17 protein-coding genes are annotated in these 15,702 nt (G+C 74.1%); 7 read left to right on the top strand and 10 right to left on the bottom strand.

What is annotated here, in order from left to right; genetic code table 11:
* Positions 1 to 33 precede the first annotated feature (33 nt).
* From DSM112329_RS03000 to DSM112329_RS02990, 3 genes are read left to right on the top strand one after another with little or no spacing between them, the layout of a single operon-like run.
* Positions 34 to 987 (top strand): EamA family transporter, encoded by a 954-nt coding sequence (locus DSM112329_RS03000; protein WP_354700327.1) that lies wholly within the window; start codon positions 34 to 36, stop codon positions 985 to 987.
* Positions 988 to 1,019: 32 nt separating this feature from the next.
* Complete coding sequence (locus DSM112329_RS02995; protein ID WP_354700326.1) at positions 1,020 to 1,706, top strand: pentapeptide repeat-containing protein; 687 nt, start codon at positions 1,020 to 1,022, stop codon at positions 1,704 to 1,706.
* On the top strand, positions 1,703 to 2,359 hold the full coding sequence (locus DSM112329_RS02990) for an MOSC domain-containing protein (RefSeq protein ID WP_354700325.1): 657 nt from the start codon (positions 1,703 to 1,705) through the stop codon (positions 2,357 to 2,359). Before DSM112329_RS02995 ends, DSM112329_RS02990 begins: the two co-directional genes overlap by 4 nt.
* A 29-nt stretch (positions 2,360 to 2,388) precedes the next feature.
* Here DSM112329_RS02990 and DSM112329_RS02985 read toward each other — a convergent pair whose 3' ends face one another.
* Both DSM112329_RS02985 and DSM112329_RS02980 read right to left on the bottom strand, forming a co-directional pair.
* Positions 2,389 to 2,994 carry a hypothetical protein gene (locus DSM112329_RS02985; protein WP_354700324.1) on the bottom strand — a complete coding sequence of 202 codons (606 nt, stop codon included), beginning with the start codon at positions 2,992 to 2,994 and terminating at the stop codon, positions 2,389 to 2,391.
* 207 nt (positions 2,995 to 3,201) lie between these two features.
* Positions 3,202 to 4,263 (bottom strand): helix-turn-helix domain-containing protein, encoded by a 1,062-nt coding sequence (locus tag DSM112329_RS02980; RefSeq protein WP_354700323.1) that lies wholly within the window; start codon positions 4,261 to 4,263, stop codon positions 3,202 to 3,204.
* Between the two features lie 85 nt (positions 4,264 to 4,348).
* Here DSM112329_RS02980 and DSM112329_RS02975 point away from each other — a divergent pair, with 85 nt between their 5' ends.
* The 3 genes from DSM112329_RS02975 to DSM112329_RS02965 all read left to right on the top strand — a co-directional run bounded on the left by DSM112329_RS02975 (position 4,349) and on the right by DSM112329_RS02965 (position 8,701).
* A complete protein-coding gene (locus DSM112329_RS02975; RefSeq protein ID WP_354700322.1) occupies positions 4,349 to 5,800 on the top strand; it encodes a proline dehydrogenase family protein in 1,452 nt (483 codons plus the stop codon).
* Complete coding sequence (locus DSM112329_RS02970) at positions 5,797 to 7,383, top strand: aldehyde dehydrogenase family protein (RefSeq protein WP_354700321.1); 1,587 nt, start codon at positions 5,797 to 5,799, stop codon at positions 7,381 to 7,383. The genes DSM112329_RS02975 and DSM112329_RS02970 overlap by 4 nt, the downstream gene beginning before the upstream one ends.
* A 133-nt stretch (positions 7,384 to 7,516) precedes the next feature.
* The gene (locus DSM112329_RS02965; protein WP_354700320.1) at positions 7,517 to 8,701 is read left to right on the top strand and encodes a diguanylate cyclase; all 1,185 of its coding nucleotides are present in this window, start codon (positions 7,517 to 7,519) and stop codon (positions 8,699 to 8,701) included.
* A gap of 16 nt (positions 8,702 to 8,717) precedes the next feature.
* Here the strand turns inward: DSM112329_RS02965 and DSM112329_RS02960 are convergent, their stop codons facing one another.
* The 7 genes from DSM112329_RS02960 to bcp form a co-directional block, all read right to left on the bottom strand.
* Positions 8,718 to 9,182, bottom strand: a complete 465-nt coding sequence (locus DSM112329_RS02960) for a hypothetical protein (RefSeq protein ID WP_354700319.1) — start codon at positions 9,180 to 9,182, stop codon at positions 8,718 to 8,720.
* Entirely contained in the window at positions 9,179 to 9,682 is a 504-nt protein-coding gene (locus DSM112329_RS02955) for a redoxin domain-containing protein (protein ID WP_354700318.1), read from the bottom strand. Before DSM112329_RS02955 ends, DSM112329_RS02960 begins: the two co-directional genes overlap by 4 nt.
* Positions 9,679 to 10,431, bottom strand: a complete 753-nt coding sequence (locus tag DSM112329_RS02950) for a flavodoxin family protein (RefSeq protein WP_354702541.1) — start codon at positions 10,429 to 10,431, stop codon at positions 9,679 to 9,681. Before DSM112329_RS02950 ends, DSM112329_RS02955 begins: the two co-directional genes overlap by 4 nt.
* A 112-nt stretch (positions 10,432 to 10,543) precedes the next feature.
* Complete coding sequence (locus DSM112329_RS02945; RefSeq protein WP_354700317.1) at positions 10,544 to 11,713, bottom strand: PQQ-binding-like beta-propeller repeat protein; 1,170 nt, start codon at positions 11,711 to 11,713, stop codon at positions 10,544 to 10,546.
* A 151-nt stretch (positions 11,714 to 11,864) separates the two neighbouring features.
* Positions 11,865 to 12,326 carry a hypothetical protein gene (locus tag DSM112329_RS02940; protein ID WP_354700316.1) on the bottom strand — a complete coding sequence of 154 codons (462 nt, stop codon included), beginning with the start codon at positions 12,324 to 12,326 and terminating at the stop codon, positions 11,865 to 11,867.
* Positions 12,327 to 12,432: 106 nt separating this feature from the next.
* Positions 12,433 to 13,407, bottom strand: a complete 975-nt coding sequence (locus tag DSM112329_RS02935) for an RNA polymerase subunit sigma-70 (protein ID WP_354700315.1) — start codon at positions 13,405 to 13,407, stop codon at positions 12,433 to 12,435.
* A gap of 33 nt (positions 13,408 to 13,440) precedes the next feature.
* Positions 13,441 to 13,902, bottom strand: coding sequence for a thioredoxin-dependent thiol peroxidase (bcp, locus tag DSM112329_RS02930; RefSeq protein ID WP_354700314.1), 462 nt, complete (start codon positions 13,900 to 13,902; stop codon positions 13,441 to 13,443).
* 276 nt (positions 13,903 to 14,178) lie between these two features.
* Here bcp and DSM112329_RS02925 point away from each other — a divergent pair, with 276 nt between their 5' ends.
* Positions 14,179 to 14,757: a dihydrofolate reductase family protein gene (locus tag DSM112329_RS02925; protein ID WP_354700313.1), complete on the top strand. Its 579-nt coding sequence runs from the start codon at positions 14,179 to 14,181 to the stop codon at positions 14,755 to 14,757.
* 14 nt (positions 14,758 to 14,771) lie between these two features.
* On the opposite strand, the gene DSM112329_RS02920 is transcribed toward DSM112329_RS02925, so the two are convergent.
* Entirely contained in the window at positions 14,772 to 15,626 is an 855-nt protein-coding gene (locus tag DSM112329_RS02920) for a DNA-formamidopyrimidine glycosylase family protein (protein WP_354700312.1), read from the bottom strand.
* Between the last annotated feature and the right edge of the window lie 76 nt (positions 15,627 to 15,702).

Genomic DNA, 15,702 nt, shown 5'->3' with positions numbered 1-15,702 from the left:
GCTCTGCACGATCGTCTGCGCCATGCTGCGCCCATGCCGCGCCGCCACGCCCTCCTCGCCGTCGCCGTGATGGTCGTCTGGGGCGTGAACTTCGTCGTCATCCACGTCGGGCTGAAGGACTTTCCGCCCCTGCTCTTCGCGGCGCTGCGCTTCGTGTTCGTGGCGCTGCCCGCCGTCTTCCTCGTCGGCCGCCCGCAGGTCCCGGCGCGCAACGTGATCGGCGTCGGCCTGTTCCTGTCGGCCGGGCAGTTCGCGTTCCTCTTCAGCGCGTTGCACGAGGGGATGCCCGCCGGGCTCGCGTCGCTCGTCCTGCAGCTGCAGGCGGTCTTCACCGTCGCGCTCGCGGTCGCGTTCCTCGGGGAGCGCCCCGGCCGCCGTCAGCTCGCGGGCTCGGCCGTCGCCCTGGCCGGGATCGCCATCATCGCCGCCGGCCGCGCCGAGGGCGTCCCGCTGCTCGCGTTCGCGCTCTGCATCGGGGCGAGCGCCTCCTGGGGGACGGGGAACATCATCGTGCGCCGGTCGCGGCCACCGGACGCGATCGCGCTGCTCGTCTGGTCCAGCCTCGTCCCCCCGATCCCGCTCGGCCTGCTGTCGCTGACGCTCGAGGGCCCGGACCGCATGGGCGACGCGATCACCGGCGTGGGAGCGGGCGGGCTGCTCGCGCTCGCGTACATCGTGATCGGCTCGACGTTCTTCGGCTACGGCGTGTGGAACTGGCTGCTGCGGCGCTACGAGGCGTCCATCGTGGCGCCGTTCACGCTGCTGGTCCCGGTCGTCGGGATCGCCGCCGCGTGGATCGCGCTGGGTGAGCGGCCGACCGCCGCCGAGCTGGGCGGCGGCGCGGTGGTGATGGCGGGTCTCGGCCTGACGGCGGGCGTCAGGCTCCGGCGTCCCAGCCGCGGCGGTGGTGGCGGCGCGGGCCCGCTCACGGCCACCGCCGACACCCCCGAGGCAATCGCGCGCGAGCCATCGCCGCAGCCCGTCTGAACGGCCTGCGGCCCGGCGTAGACTGGACGCCGGTGGCCCGGCCGATCACGACACCCCGCGTCCCGTCGGACCTTGCCCCGCTCGACCTGGCCGAGCAGGCGCTCGAGGACGAGTCGGCGGTGCAGGACGCGCACATCACGGGCGCCCGGCCCGGCGTCCGGTCGCGCGGCCTGGAGGTGCACGAGTCGCAGCTGATCGACGCCGACCTGTCCGGCGCCGACCTGCCGCACCTGTCGCTGCGCGACGTGCGCGTGACCGGCGGCAGCCTGGCCAACCTCCGCGGCCGCGGCGCGACGGTGCAGCGCTGCGCGTTCGCGGGCGTGCGCCTCACCGGCCTGAGCTTGACCGAGGCCACGCTGCGGGACGTGAGCTTCACCGGCTGCCTGATCGACCTCGCGTCGTTCGCCGCCTCGCGCCTGGAGCGGGTCAGCTTCGACGACTGCGTCCTGACCGACAGCGACCTGGCCGACTGCCGGCTGACCGCCGCCGTGTTCCAGGACTGCACGCTGACCGGCGTCGACCTCACGGGGACGCGCTTCGGCACCGGCTGCGAGCTGCGCGGCTGCGAGATCGAACGGATGCGGGCGACCGAGCGGCTGCGCGGGGTGGCGATGCCGCTGCCGGACATCGTCGCGGCCGCCACGATCTTCGCGGGCGCGCTGGGCGTCCGCGCGCTGGACGACGACGACGACGACCATCAGGAGCACCGAGGCCGATGAGCACGCAGACCCCGTCCACCGAGACCCTCACCGGCGAGCTGCTCGCCGTCAGCGTCGGCGGCGTGCGCGACGTCCACGTCGGCAGCCGCGTGATCGAGACGGGCATCTGGAAGTCGCCGGTCACGTGGCGGGTCCCGGTGCAGGGCGTGAACCTCGCCGGCGACGACCAGGCCGACCGCACGGTCCACGGCGGGCCGGACAAGGCGGTCTACGCCTACGCGAGCGAGGACAGCGCGTGGTGGGCGACCCAGACGGGGCGCGAGTTCGGGCCGGGTGCGTTCGGCGAGAACCTCACCACCCGCGGACTTGACCTCTCGGGCGCGCGCATCGGGGACCGCTGGCGGGTCGGCACCACGCTGCTCGAGGTTCGCCAGACGCGCATCCCCTGCTTCAAGCTCGGCCTGCGGATGCGCGACCCGCTGTTCGTGAGGGCGTTCGCGCAGGCCGGGCGGCCGGGTGCGTATCTCGGGATCCTCGAGGAGGGCGACCTAGGGGCAGGAGACGCGATCGAGGTCGTCTTCCGCCCGGATCACAACGTGACGAGCGCGCTGATGTTCCAGGCGCTGCTGCACGACGCGTCGCTGCGACCCAAGCTGCTGCACGCTCCCGCGCTGCCGCAGTTCTGGCGCGACTGGGTGGCGGAGCACGCCTGAGCCACCCCGCGCTCAGGGCGGCGCGGCGGTCAGGGCTGGTCGGCGAGCCGCAGCGCGAGGTCCTTCGCCAACCGCGGCGTCCGTGCCCGGATCTCGAGGATCCGGCAGTCGCGCCGGATGATGTACAGCGTCCCGCCGGGCGCGACGTCGATCCGGGTCGCGGTGACGCCCCCGACCCTGCCCTTGCGGACTCGCACGCTCGTGCGCCGGCGCACGCTCGCGCGCCGGCGCACGGTCCTGAGCACGGTCTGCGTGTACGTGTCCTCCTCGCCCGCCAGCAGGGGGAAGGCCACGATCGACCCCACGAGTGTGCCGCCCTGCTTGAGCGAGACCCCCTCCGCCGACGGCGCGGCGTCCCCGAGGAGGGCGAGGTTCGGGTCGTTCTCCACCGGCTCCAGCTCGAGGTCGTCCGGGAGCGCGGACACCAGGTCGTCGTCCGGCGGGGCGCAGTCGCGCATCGCGGCGCGGTTGGCCGCCGCGCGGTCCTCCGGGATCTGGCGGGTGGCCGCGCTGTCCTTGTCCTCCGCGCGCTTGGGCGGGGCGTTGTCCCGGCCGCATCCGACGGCGCCGAACGTGAGGCCCAGCAGGCAGGAGGCGACGATCAGGGCGGCGGCGGCGCGCGGCGGGCGGGGCATCGCTGCGCATCGTGTCAGCAAAGCGCACCGGGAACCAGGGCGCTGCCTCCCGACCCGTCGCCGATGTGCCACCACGTGCGCGGGTGGCAGGTGGTGGCACATCGAGCGCCCCACGGCCCCGGGGGCACCCCGCGCAGCCGTCCGCCGATGTGCCACCACGTGCGCGGGTGGCCTGTGGTGGCACATCGAGCGACCGACGAGCCGGGGTCAGCGGGTCAGCCGCGCCGCCTTCAGCCCGAGGTGCAGCAGCGTGCGCTGCGCGCCGTCGTGGAGCGCGAACCCACCCGCCGTCTCGGCCCGGTGCAGCCGCCGGTAGAGGCCGGCGCGGCTGACGCTGAGCGCGGCGGTGGTCGCGGCGATGTCCCCGCCGTGGTCCAGGTAGGTCTCGATCGTCGCGGCCAGGACGGGGTCCGTGGCGAGCAGGGTGGCGGCGACGAGCGGGACCTCGATCCGCGCCGGGTCGTCGCCGGCGGCCGCCAGGACGTGGGCCTCGAGGGGGACGTCCCCCAGCTGCAGCGGCACCGTCGCGCCGAGCAGCTCGGCCAGCAGCGCCGCTCGCCGGGCCTCGACGAGCGGCCCGCCGACCCCGGCCGGCAGCCCGCTCCCGACGGCGGCCAGCGCCGCCTGCAGGTCGGCCACCGGCGCGCCGGCCAGGACGAGGTCCGCCTCCTGCTGCAGGCAGCGACCGCCCGCCCCGCCGGTCTGCCGGCGGAGCGCCTGCTCGAACGCGGCGTGCAGGTCCAGCGCCGCCGTCTCGCCCAGGACGCCCGTGCGCACGACGGCGACGGGTGCGAGCCCGCCTCCGCGGCCCTCGTCCCCGAAGACCCCGGCGGCGAGCTCCATGACCTCGCGTGCGCGGCCGGACATCTGCTCCAGGCGGCGCCGGTAGAGGATGACGCCCGCGGCCTCGGCGGCCGTCGCGGCGGCAGCGATCAGGTCCGCGTCCCCCGACTCCTGGACCCAGAGGTAGCCGAGCAGCGCCCCTGCGTGGCGGACCGGGCAGACCACGCGCTCGCGCATGCCGAGGTCGACCAGCGGCGGCAGCACCGTCGGCTCCCGCAGCTCATGCAGGCCGTGGCCGAAGAGCCAGGCGCGGACGTCCTCCGGGCTCTCGCGGCGCAGGATCGAGCGCAGCCGCACGGGGTCCGCGTCCTCGCCGGTCTGGCTGTAGGCGATCAGCCGCAGCTGCGGATCCTCCAGGGAGACGGCGTGCCCCACGCGCGCGGCGAGGCGGTCGAGGAGCTCCTGCAGCTGGTCGGCGTCGGACACGGTGAGACGATCGTCTCACCCCGTGCAAGCCGGGGGCGACTCCTGTCCGCCCCCAGGGCTCGACGCCCGGCGTAGCGTCCGATACGTGACCTCCGCCGCCGTCCGCGCCACCGCCCGTCGCCTCTCGGGACCGCCCGGCGCGGCAGCACCCGGCGATACCGCGGCGCCATCGGACAGCGACCCGCCGGCGCCGCGCCCGGCACCGGCCGACGTCGAGGCCCGGGTCCCGGCGATCGGCCGGCGCCTGGCCGCCGGCATGGGGACCCACCACGATCCACGGGCGGCGATCGAGGCCCGGATGATGGACCGGATCGCCAGCCGGGACGACCTGCGCGCGGCGCTCTTCCGGCTGGTCGACGTGCGCCCGGCGTGTCACAGCTACACCGACATCGCCGCGCACCTGGCGGCGCTGCTCGACGAGGTCGACACCCCCGCCGCCCCATTCGGCCTCGCGCGCTCGCTGGCCGGACGCGGCGCCGCATGGCAGACGGTGGTCGGCGTGGCAAGCGCCGCCGGCGTCCGCGCGATGGCGGGCCGGTTCATCGTCGGCTCCGGCGCGGCGGACGCGCTGCCCGCCGTGCGGCGGCTCTGGCGGGACGGGGTCGCCACCTCGGTCGACCTCCTCGGCGAGGCCACGGTGTCCGAGGCGGAGGCCGACGCCTACGCCGAGCGCTGCGTCGAGGTCCTGCAGACGCTGTCCGTCGGCATGGCCGCGTGGGCGCCGAACGCCCTGCTCGAGCAGGACCCCCACGGGCAGGTCGCACGGGTCAACCTGTCCGTCAAGGTCTCGGCGCTGACGCCGCACCTGCGCGCCGACGCGCCGCAGCGAGGTGCCGCCGGCGCCGCCCCGCGCCTGCGCGCGATCCTCCGGACCGCCCGCGAGCTCGGTGCCCACGTCCACGTCGACATGGAGTCGCTCGACTCCCGCGAGGCCGTCCGCGACCTCACGCTGAGTGTGCTGGCCGAGGACGAGTTCGCCGCCGGGCCGTCCGCCGGCATCGTCCACCAGGCGTACCTCACCGACGCCGGCGAGGAGCTCGACCTGCTGCTGGACTGGGCCCGCCGCACTCCCCGCGCCCACCCGCTCGCGATCCGCCTCGTGAAAGGCGCCTACTGGGACCACGAGGTCGTCGAGGCCGAGCAGAACGGCTGGACCGTCCCCGTCCACACCGATCGCCGTGCGTGCGACCGCGCGTTCGAGGCGCTCACCGACCGGTTGCTGGACCACGCCGACGTCGTGCGGCCGCTGATCGCGTCGCACAACCTGCGGTCGGTCGCGCACGCGATCGCCGGCCAGCAGGCGCGCGGGCTGCCCGTGGACGCCGTCGAGTACCAGGTCCTGCGCGGGCTCGGCGACCCGCTCGGGCACGCGCTGGCCCGCGAAGGGCTGCGCGTGCGCACCTACTGCCCGATCGGCGACCTCGTCGCGGGCATGGCCTACCTCGTCCGCCGCCTGCTCGAGAACACCGCCAACGACTCCTTCCTGCGCGCGCACGCGAGCGGCACCGACCTCGACCGCCTCCTGGAGGCCCCATGACCGACACCGCCCCGTTCCGCAACGAGCCGCTCCTGGAGCTGCGCCGCCCGCAGCCGCGGGCCGACCTCGTCGCCGCGCTGGCCGCCCTCGACGCGCGGCTCCCGCTGCGCGCGCCGGTCGTGATCGACGGCCGGGCAGGGACGGAGCTGCCGCTGCGCTCGGTCGACCCGTCCCGTCCGGACCGTGTCGTGGCGCTGTCCGGGGATGCGTCGGTCGACGACGCCGATGCCGCGGTCGCTGCTGCGCGCCGGGCCTTCGCCGACTGGTCGTCGCGCGACGCCGAGGACCGCGCCGCGGTGCTGATCCGGGCCGCCGATCAGCTCCGCGCCCGCCGCCACGAGCTCACCGCGCTGCTCCTGCGCGAGACCGCCAAGCCCTGGCCGGAGGCGGACGCCGACGTCTGCGAGGCGATCGACTTCCTGGAGTACTACGCCCGGGCGGCGGTGGCGCTCGCCGGCCCGCGCGAGCTGGTCCACGTCGCGGGCGAGCGCAACGTCATGACGTACGCGGCTCGCGGTGTCTGCGCCGTCATCGCGCCGTGGAACTTCGCGCTCGCGATTCCGGCGGGGATGATCGCCGCGGCGCTGGTCACCGGCAACACCGTCGTCCTGAAGCCCGCGGACCAGGCGCCGGCCTGCGCCGCCGCGCTCTACGACGCGCTGCAGGCGGCGGGGCTGCCGGCCGGCGCGCTGCACGTCCTGCCCGGCGGCGACGAGCCGGCGAAGGCGCTCGTCGCGCACCCGCACGTCCACACGATCGCCTTCACCGGGTCGAGCGCCGCGGGCCGGGACATCCTGCGCCGGGCCGCCGACGTCGTCCCCGGCCAGCACCACCTGAAGCGCGTCGTGTGCGAGATGGGCGGCAAGAACATCGTGATCGTCGACAGCGACGCCGACATCGACGACGTCGTCCCTGCGCTGCTGCACAGCGCGTTCGCGTTCGCGGGCCAGAAGTGCTCCGCGGCAGCGCGGGTCCTGGTCCACGCGGACCTCTACGACGAGCTGGCCACCCGACTGGCCGGCGCGGTCGCGACGCTGCAGGTGAGCGGCGCCGAGACGTTCGGCGTCGACGTGCCGCCCGTGATCGACGCCGAGTCGGTCGCCCGGGTCGCCCGCTACGCGGAGATGGCGCGCGCCGACGGCACGGTGCTCGCCGAGGCGACGCTCCCGGACGGCGATGACGCCGTGGCGACCCCCGGCTTCTTCGCGCCCCCGCTGCTGGTGGCGGACCTGCCCGCCGACTGCCCGATCCTGCACGAGGAGATCTTCGGGCCGCTGCTGTCGATCGAGCCGGTCGCGTCGATCGACGCCGCCTGCGACATCGTCGACGCCTCGCCGTTCGCGCTGACCGGCGGGCTGTTCAGCCGCAACCCGGCGGTCGTGGCGCACGTCGCCGCCCGGACGCCCGTCGGCTCGCTGTACGTCAACCGGGAGATCACCGGTGCGCGGGTCGGCCGGCACCCGTTCGGCGGCAACCGGCTGTCGGGGGGCGGGACGAAGGCGGGCGGCCCGGACTACCTGCTGGCGTTCGTGGAGGGTCGCGTGGTGGTCGAGAACACGGTCCGGCACGGCATGGTCGTCTGACGCCCTCGGCGCGATCCACGACTGGGCGGAGGGCAACATCGAGCTCGTGATGGCAGCACGCGAACGCCACGACGGATAGATCGGTTCCAGACCCATCAAGTCGCGGGCGTCGCGCGCCGATGCATGGGGGCCCATGTCCGCGACCGACGACGACGCACGGCGCTCCGTCACGCTCGCGGCCATCCCGGCGGCGGCGCTCGACATCGACGCTTCCGACGTCATCGCGGCGGCCAACGCGCTGGCCGTCGAGCTCCTCGGACGTGACCCGACCGGCGACCGCTTCGGCGATGTGGTCGGCTGCGGGCCCCGCCAGGACCTCGGTCACGGTCGTGCCCGCTGGCGCGGCGAGACCCGTTCCGCGGCCGGCGTCCCGTTCGTCGTCGACGTCAGCACGACCGTACGGCCCGACGGCTCGGCCCTGTCGCTGCTCCAGGAGGTCCCGGAGTCGGTGCTGCTCGGCGACTCGGCAGCGCACCTCGACGCCGCGTTCGACAGCGCGCCGATCGGCATGGCGTTCTTCGACACCGAAGGCCGTTACATCCGCGTGAACCGGGCCCTGTGCGCACTGCTCGACCGCTCGGAGGACGAGCTGCTCGGTCGCCGCGACTCCGAGCTGACCCACGCCGACGACCGCCAGTCCGATGTCGACGCCGCGTGGCGGATCCTCCGCGGCGAGACGGACACCTGGCAGACCGAGAAGCGCTTCGTCCGCCCTGACGGCGCCGTCGTCTGGGCGATCGCGAACATGTCGTTCCTCCGCGACGACGACCGGCTCCCGCTGATGTGGCTCGGCCAGTTCCAGGACATCACCGGGCGCAAGGAGCTCGAGGCGCAGCTGCGCGAGCTGGCCGAGCAGGACCCGCTCACGGGCGTGGCGAATCGCCGCCGGCTGGACGGCGCACTGCGCGATGCCCTGGCGCTATCGGCCCGTCACGGGCACGGCGGCGCGCTCATCTACGTCGACCTCAACGGCTTCAAGGCCGTCAACGACTCCTTCGGCCACGACACCGGCGACGCCCTGCTGCGGCGCGCGGGCGCGGCGATGGTCGCGCGCTGCCGCGAGACCGACGTGGTCGCGCGCGTCGGCGGCGACGAGTTCGCCGTCCTGCTCCCGGTCGCCACGCCGCACCAGGCGCGTACGGTCCTCGCCGGGCTGCAGGACGTCCTCGGCCGTGTCGCCGTGGAGCACGCCGGCGGCAGTGTCGCGCTCGCGGCCACGCTCGGCCTCGCGTGCTTCGGGCCGGCGGACCGCGTGACCCCGGCCGAGCTCATGGCGGCGGCCGACCGCGCGATGTACGCGGCGCGCGTCCCGGCCTGACGCTGCGGACACAGCGTCAGCCGGCGAACGTCCCGCCGGGCCATGCGACCCCGGCGTACCGCTCGATGACCGGCCCGGCCGGCGGCGGGACCGCGCAGAAGACCCCGGTCCGCAGCACGGTGCCGGGGAAGATGCGGGCGAACGGGTCCTCCCGCCACGGCGCCGGTGATCGCGTGACGGTGATCGCCCCGCCGTAGCGTGACCCGTCGAGGGCCAGCGTGCTGATGCAGACGAGCGCCGCCCCGAGCCGGTCGATCCACCAGGCGTAGGCGTCGCGGCGCGCCTGTTGCACGGCGGGATCGTCGAACGGGACGCTCGCCGCCGGGTCGACGAGGGCGCAGACGTGGGCGTACGCCCCCGCCACCGGTATGCCCTCCAGGCAGCGGGCGTCGACCTGGAACGCGCGTCCCGATGCGGGCCCCGGGACGAGTCCCGCGCCGTCGAAGGTGAGCTCCGCGGCGCCGGCGACGGGCGCCTTCATCGCTCGAAGTCGGCGCGGACCGCGCGTGAGATCGCTCGCATGTCCTGCCGCAGGTCCTCGGCCGTCGGCCGTCCCCAGTACCAGTAGCCGTCGTAGCGGCGGTGGATCGTGCGGTTCGGGAACAGGCTGAACGCGGTCGGGCGGTACGGGGCGTGGACCGTGTCGTCCTCCTCGAGCAGGCCGAGCCGCGACAGCCAGCGGCGCTCGTGGTCGGACAGGAAGAGGTAGCGCGCGCCGAGGCCGGCGCGCAGGGCCGCCTGGACCTCGGGCGGATCGACGCTGACGACCACGACGCGGCTGTACGCGACCTCGAACTCGTCCTGCAGGGCCGTCAGCTCGCGGAGGTGGCGCTGCTCCTTCGGGCACCACCAGCCCCGCGAGAACAGCAGCACGAGCGGGTCGCCGCCGGCGATCTCGGCGAGCGTCCGCTCACGCCCGCTGTGGTCCGGCAGGTCGAGGTCCGGGAAGCGCTCGCCCGCGCGCAGGCTCGCGGCGCTCACCGGTACTCGGGGTTCGGGTGCTCGGGCTGGGCGAGGTCCCAGTCGTGCGTCGAGTTGCCGTACGCCGGGATGCCGCCGGCGTCCTTCAGCATGCGCGCGATGTGCAGGAGGTTCCATGCCATGAACACGGTGTTGCGGGTGGTCCACGCGTTCTCGGGGCCGCCGCTGCCGGGGTCGCTGTACGAGGCGCCGGGTCCGGCCTCGCCGTTCCAGTAGGCGTCCGACTGCGGCGGGACGGTCAGACCGATGTGCTGCAGCGCGTACAGCACCTGAGCGGAGACGTGCTTCCCGCCGTCCTCGTTGCCGGTGGTGAGCGCGCCGCCGACCTTGCCGTAGTACGACCACTGCCCGGCGGCGTTGACCTCGCCGGAGTAGCCGTACAGCCGCTCGATCACAACGCGCGTCTGGGAGCTCTGGTCGCCGAGCCAGATCGGCCCGGCGATGAGGACGATGTCCGCCGGCGCGACGAGCTCGCGGTAGATCTGCGGGAAGTCGTCGCGCTCGTACCCTTGGGTCGTCATGTCGGGCCAGACCCCGGGCGGGATGACGTGGTCGACCGTCCGCACCACGTCGACCTGCACCCCGACACGCTCCAGCACGCCGCGCGCGACGGCGAGCAGGCCGTCGGTCTGGCTCGGCTCGGGCGAGCGCTTGAGCGTCCCGTTGAAGACGACGGCGCGCAGGTCGTCGTAGCGCGTGGTTGCCTTGTCGGCCTGGTCGTCGATGAAGCGCTGGATGGCGGCGGGGATGGTGGACACGGCGCCGATCCTCGCATCGCAACCGATCGATGTCAGCGTCTGCGCGGCAGCGTAAGACTTCGGCAACGTGCACCGTCCCGGGTCGCTCCGCAGCGCGGAGCCCTCAGCCGATCGCGTAGAGGTAACCGTCCTCGGACCCGACGTAGAGCGTCCCGTCAGGCCCGAGCGCAGGATTCGAGTCGACCGTCGCCCCCGTCTTGACGTCGAACAGCCGGCGACCCGAGTACGCGAAGCCGTAGATGTGCCCGACGCGCGTGCCGAAGTAGACGTTCCCGCGCGCGTCGGTGGCCGGCGCCGTCCAGACCCCGACCGATCGCTGTCGCGGCGTCTGCGGGATGCCGACGTACCGCGCGAGGACGTGCCCGTCGGCACCCGCCAGCCGGCTGACCGCCCCACGATGGTCACCGACCAGCACGCTCCCATCGACGGCCGACGCGGACGAGGAGTAGGTCAGCGACGCGAGCGGCGCCTCCCAAAGCTTGCGGCCGCTCGGGGTGAACGCATGTTGGCGCTTGTCGTTGGAGCCGATCGTCACCGTGCCGGAGACCGCGACCGACGCCGACACCTCGATCAGCGCGCCGGTGGCGCGGCGCCAGCTGACCCGGCCGCGGCTCCTTTCGTCGCGGACGGCGACGAGGCTCTCGTCCGCTGCGACGTACACGGTGGTCACGCCGCCACGGCGGTCTACTGCGGGACTTGCGTAGCCGGTTCCGCCGATGCCGATCCGCCACCGCTCGTGCGCGCCGCCCGCCGTGGGCCGCAGCGCACGCAGCCCGCCCGCCATGTCCGCGACGTACACGGTCCCGTCCGGGCCGAGGGCCGGCGAGAGGACCATGCCGCCGAACGCGATCCGCCACAGTGCCTGGCCGGTCCTCGCGTCGATCGCGTACAAGCTGTCGCCCGGGCCGGGCCACAGCAGCAGCCGGCCGTCCGGGAGCAGGAGCGGCGACGTGGACAGGTCGCTCCCGTAGGCGCCACCGCCGTCGAACCGCCAGCGGTCTTGGCCGCTCGCTGGGTCGAGCGCGTGGAGGACGCCGCCGCCCGAAGCCGCGAAGACCGTGCCGTCGCGCCCCACGATCGGCCCGGGGACGACGGGTCCCTCGAGCCGGCGACGCCACTTCACCCTCCCCCGCTGCGGACCGACGACCGGCGCAGACCCGCTGTGCCGCGCGTCATGGCCGGCCGCGGGCCACGGGGCGTACGAGGCCGGAGGCGGCTCCGACGGGGGCGGGCTCCGAGCCGCCACCGGTGTCACCGGCCCCGGTGCCGGCATGGACACCGGTCCTCGCCGTGCGTCCATCTCCGCGCCGCAACCCGTGATGGCCGCCGCCATCACGAGCACGGTCGCCCCGCAGGCGCTGAGCGCTCGGACCATCGCGTCAGCCCGTGTCAGCCCAGCGCCGGTGCACCTCGCAGCATCGCGATCACGCACCGTTCGAGACGGCGAGCGTCGCGGCCGGCGCGTCGTAGCGCGAGACGAGGTGCTCGATCGGGATGTCGAAGCGCGCCCGCGCCCGGCCCACGAGGTCACGCTCGAGCCAGTTGCTCGACTCGGCCGGCCACGTCGACAGGATCACGACGTCCGGAGGGAACGCGGTCATCGCGTCCTCGATGGCCACCAGGGGATCCGCGTCGCCGACCTCACCGTCGGCGACCACGCCCGCGCTGCGGAGGTGCTCGACCGCGTAGCGCAGCCGGGCGCCCGCCGCGGCCAGGGCCGCGTCGGTGTCGGACACCCAGTGCCGCACCCGCGAGTTCAGCGCGGGGGCGACGACGAGCACCTCACCGCAGGAGCGCGTGGCCCGGTCGGCGATGTCCTCCAGCAGGCCCGGGCACGGGCAGGTGCGGTTGGCGACGAGGATCAGGCGGTACGGCGCGGCGGGCATGGCGACTCCGATGGTCGGGGTTCAGCGGGTGCCCTTCACCTTCCCGGACAGAGCTTGCGCTTCTGGGTCCATTCCCTTGCGCTGCGCTGAACGCGGCGGGTACCGCTCAGGCCGGGAGGCTCGCGGGGAGGTCCAGGCGCGCGAACACCGCCGCGTCGAACGTGACGATCTCCCGGACCAGGCCGTCCTCGATCCGCAGGACATCGACGGCGAGCGGCCGGTACTCCGCCTCCCCCGGCCGCCGGACGTAGGCGGCGACCGCGGGCTGGCGGTTGGCCCGCGTGAGGACGCAGCGCATCGCCCCGAACCCCTCCTCGCCGAAGCCGCCCTCGACCCAGGCGCCGATGACGGTGTCGCGGCCGTCCCACACACCGGGGTACGGCGGCATCGAGAAGCGGACGTCGTCGTGCATGAGGGCGACGAAGGCCGCCGGGTCGGCCCGCTCGCCGGCCTCGACGTAGCGGGTGAGCAGGTCCCGCTCGGCGGCCGTCGGCTCCTGTTCGGGGCGCCACTGCGCCCGGGGCTCGGGCAGGTGCTCGCGCAGGCCGGCGTGGGCGCGCTGCAGCGCCGAGTTCACCGAGGCGACCGTCGTCTCCAGCAGCTCGGCGGTCTCCCTGGCCGAGCAGTCCAGGACGTCGCGGAGGATGAAGACCGCCCGCGGCAGGGGCAGCAGCCGCTGGATCGCGGTGATGAACGTCAGCTCGATGGTCTCCTTGGCGACCACCGCGTCCTCGGGACCGTCCTCGCTCGCGGGGACGGCGTCGAGCATCGAGTCGGGGTAGGGCTGCAGCCACAGCACCTCCCCGTCCGGGCCCTGGGTCCGGGGGCGCTTGTCGAGCGCGTCGAGGCAGGCGTTCGTCGCGATGCGGTAGAGCCAGGCCCGCGGGGTCGAGCGGCCGGCGAACTGCTCCCGCCGCCGCCACGCCCGCAGGAAGGTCTCCTGCACGAGGTCCTCGGACTCCTCGACGGAGCCCGTCATCCGGTAGCAGTGGACGTGCAGCTCGCGGGCGTGGCGGCGCACCTGCGCCTCGAACGCGTCGCGGTCGGCGGCCGTGGTGGTGAGGTCGGGTGAGCTGGTCATGGCCTGTATGACGGCAGGACACCCGAAAGCTCATCACGCCTCGGCAAGCGCGGCGAGGACCACCTCGTCGTGGGTCTTCGGGGAGACCTTGGGGATCACGTGGACGATCGTCCCGTCCCCGCCGACGATGAACGTCGCCCGCTGCGCGCCCCAGTAGGTCCGGCCGTACATCGACTTCTCGACCCAGACGCCGAACTGCTCGCAGACCGCATGGTCCTCGTCGGCCAGCAGGGTGAAGTTCAGGGACTGCTTGTCGTGGAACTTCTTCACGGCCTTCACGGGATCGGGTGAGATCCCGAGCACGGTCACGCCCTGCTCGGCGTATGCGGCCGACGCGTCGCGGATGCCGCAGGCCTGCGTCGTGCAGCCGGGCGTGTCGGCCTTGGGGTAGAAGTAGACGACGACGGTCTGGCCCTTGAAGTCGGCGAGGCTGACGTCCTCACCGTCCTGGCTCGGGAGGGTGAAGGCGGGGGCGGTGGTTCCGGTCTCGAGCATGTCGGGCCACGGTACCGCGATGGCCGCGGAATCAGGTGCGCCGGCAGCCTGCCGCGAACCCGGTCCGGGTATTGCCGTTGCGCAGCGGCGGTGTGGCCGCGCCGGCACGAACCCGAGCTGCACGCGTGGCAGCTGCCAACGGGGTCCGTCGCACGCGCTCGCACTGCATCTCGAAAGCTGTCGATGAGTTCCGGAGGCGTGCTGCGTCCCTCGGACAGCCGCTCGGACACCACGAACGCGCGGCCCGACCGACACTCCGACCCGAGGGACATCGACATGACCGCCACGTACACCTGGGACGTCTTCTCCACGCTGGACAGCTACGGCTCGTTTGGCCCGGAGGCCGACTGGGGCGGGTACTGGAGCAAGCAGGGGCCCGAGCTCCTCGCCCACCGCGCCTCCCTTTTCAGCACCGACCAGCGGATGGTCTTCGGGGCCACGACGTTCCGTGAGAACGCGGAGATCCTGACGTCGGGCGTCGATCCGCTCGCGCTCGACGAATGGAACCAGCGGACGCTGCGGATGCCGGCCACGGTCATCTCGTCCACGCTCGAGGACACGCTCGGCTGGCCCGACGCGACGATCGTGAGCGGTGACGCGGCCGAGATCGTCGCCCGGCTGAAGGAGGAGTCGGACGTGCCCCTGCGCTCGCAGGCGAGCCTGTCGCTGAACTGGTCGCTGATGGCCGCCGGGCTCGTCGACCGCGTCCAGGTGACGATCTTCCCCGTGGTCTCCGGGCAGACCGGGAAGAGCCCGATCTTCGGTGGCGCGGGCGACTTCGACCTCGAGCTCCTCGAGCAGCGGACCCTCGACGGCCACACCCAGGAACTCGTCTACCGCCCGACCCGCCACTGAGCGATCACCGCGGCCTACTTCAGCAGCCGCGACAGACGCCGGTCCTTCAGGACCTTGCCCCCGGTCTGCTCCGCCGGGCAGTACGCCAGGACCTGCTCGTCGTAGTGGATCGCCTCGAGCGTCGTCCCGCAGCGCGGACACGGCTCACCGTGGTGTCGGTGGACCTGCAGCGGCAGCGGCAGCTTGTCCGGGATCGGCAGCTTCACCTGCTCCTCGTAGAGGTCGAGCGCCGCGCCGAGCCGGTCGACGATCGCGGCACGCAGCGCCGCTGCCTCGTCGGCATCGAGCTCGCCCGCCCGCTTGAACGGCGACAGCTTGGCGACCCACAGGATCTCGTCGACCCACGAGCGCCCGATGCCCGTGATGACCTGCTGGTCGCGCAGGACGGCCTGGAGCGGCCGGCCCTTCTGAGGCTTGAGGAGCGCGGCGAGGTCGGCCGGCGGGTCCGGGTACGCATCGGGACCGAGCTTGGCGAGCGCCTCGTCCTCGGCCAGCCCCGGGCCGTCCAGCAGCTTGACCCAGGCACGCTGCTTCGTCCCGAACTCGCGCAGGCGCAGCTCGCCGCCGCCGTCCAGCCGGACCAGCAGGCGCGAGGTGCGGTCCTTGAACGACGCGCGCTTGTCGTAGAGCTGCAGCCGCCCGGCGGACATCAGGTGCAGCAGCAGGTGCAGGTCGCCGCTGACGTCGACGACCATGTGCTTGCCGATCCGCCGGACGCCCTCGATCTGATGGCCGGCGAGCGAGTCCAGGGGCGGCGCGAACGTCTTCAGCGCGTTGATCCCGGGCGCGGTGACCGACTCGATGCTCACGCCCGCGAGCGCCTCGCTCAGGCGGCGCGCGGTGATCTCGACCTCGGGTAGCTCGGGCATCGCTGCGGTCCAGCCTATCCCGGGCAGACGCGAGGTCGTGGGTGACGCCGACCGTCACCGGCTGCATTGCGTCTGC

It is taken from the genome of Paraconexibacter sp. AEG42_29 (assembly GCF_040581415.1).
In the GTDB taxonomy this organism is placed as follows: domain Bacteria; phylum Actinomycetota; class Thermoleophilia; order Solirubrobacterales; family Solirubrobacteraceae; genus Paraconexibacter.
The sequence above is the reverse complement of the archived record's forward strand: the minus strand, read 5'-3'. Positions and strand labels throughout refer to the sequence as shown.

Bases quoted from the DNA above. Each gene is read 5' to 3' on its own strand.
- DSM112329_RS02920 (WP_354700312.1), bottom strand. From the start codon at position 15,626: ATGCCCGAGCTACCCGAGGTCGAGATCACCGCGCGCCGCCTGAGCGAG.
- DSM112329_RS02940 (WP_354700316.1), bottom strand. From the start codon at position 12,326: ATGCCCGCCGCGCCGTACCGCCTGATCCTCGTCGCCAACCGCACCTGC.
- DSM112329_RS02965 (WP_354700320.1), top strand. From the start codon at position 7,517: ATGTCCGCGACCGACGACGACGCACGGCGCTCCGTCACGCTCGCGGCC.
- DSM112329_RS02970 (WP_354700321.1), top strand. From the start codon at position 5,797: ATGACCGACACCGCCCCGTTCCGCAACGAGCCGCTCCTGGAGCTGCGC.
- DSM112329_RS02985 (WP_354700324.1), bottom strand. From the start codon at position 2,994: ATGCCCCGCCCGCCGCGCGCCGCCGCCGCCCTGATCGTCGCCTCCTGC.
- DSM112329_RS02925 (WP_354700313.1), top strand. From the start codon at position 14,179: ATGACCGCCACGTACACCTGGGACGTCTTCTCCACGCTGGACAGCTAC.
- DSM112329_RS02990 (WP_354700325.1), top strand. From the start codon at position 1,703: ATGAGCACGCAGACCCCGTCCACCGAGACCCTCACCGGCGAGCTGCTC.
- DSM112329_RS02960 (WP_354700319.1), bottom strand. From the start codon at position 9,182: ATGAAGGCGCCCGTCGCCGGCGCCGCGGAGCTCACCTTCGACGGCGCG.
- bcp (WP_354700314.1), bottom strand. From the start codon at position 13,902: ATGCTCGAGACCGGAACCACCGCCCCCGCCTTCACCCTCCCGAGCCAG.
- DSM112329_RS02945 (WP_354700317.1), bottom strand. From the start codon at position 11,713: ATGCCGGCACCGGGGCCGGTGACACCGGTGGCGGCTCGGAGCCCGCCC.
- DSM112329_RS02935 (WP_354700315.1), bottom strand. From the start codon at position 13,407: ATGACCAGCTCACCCGACCTCACCACCACGGCCGCCGACCGCGACGCG.
- DSM112329_RS03000 (WP_354700327.1), top strand. From the start codon at position 34: ATGCCGCGCCGCCACGCCCTCCTCGCCGTCGCCGTGATGGTCGTCTGG.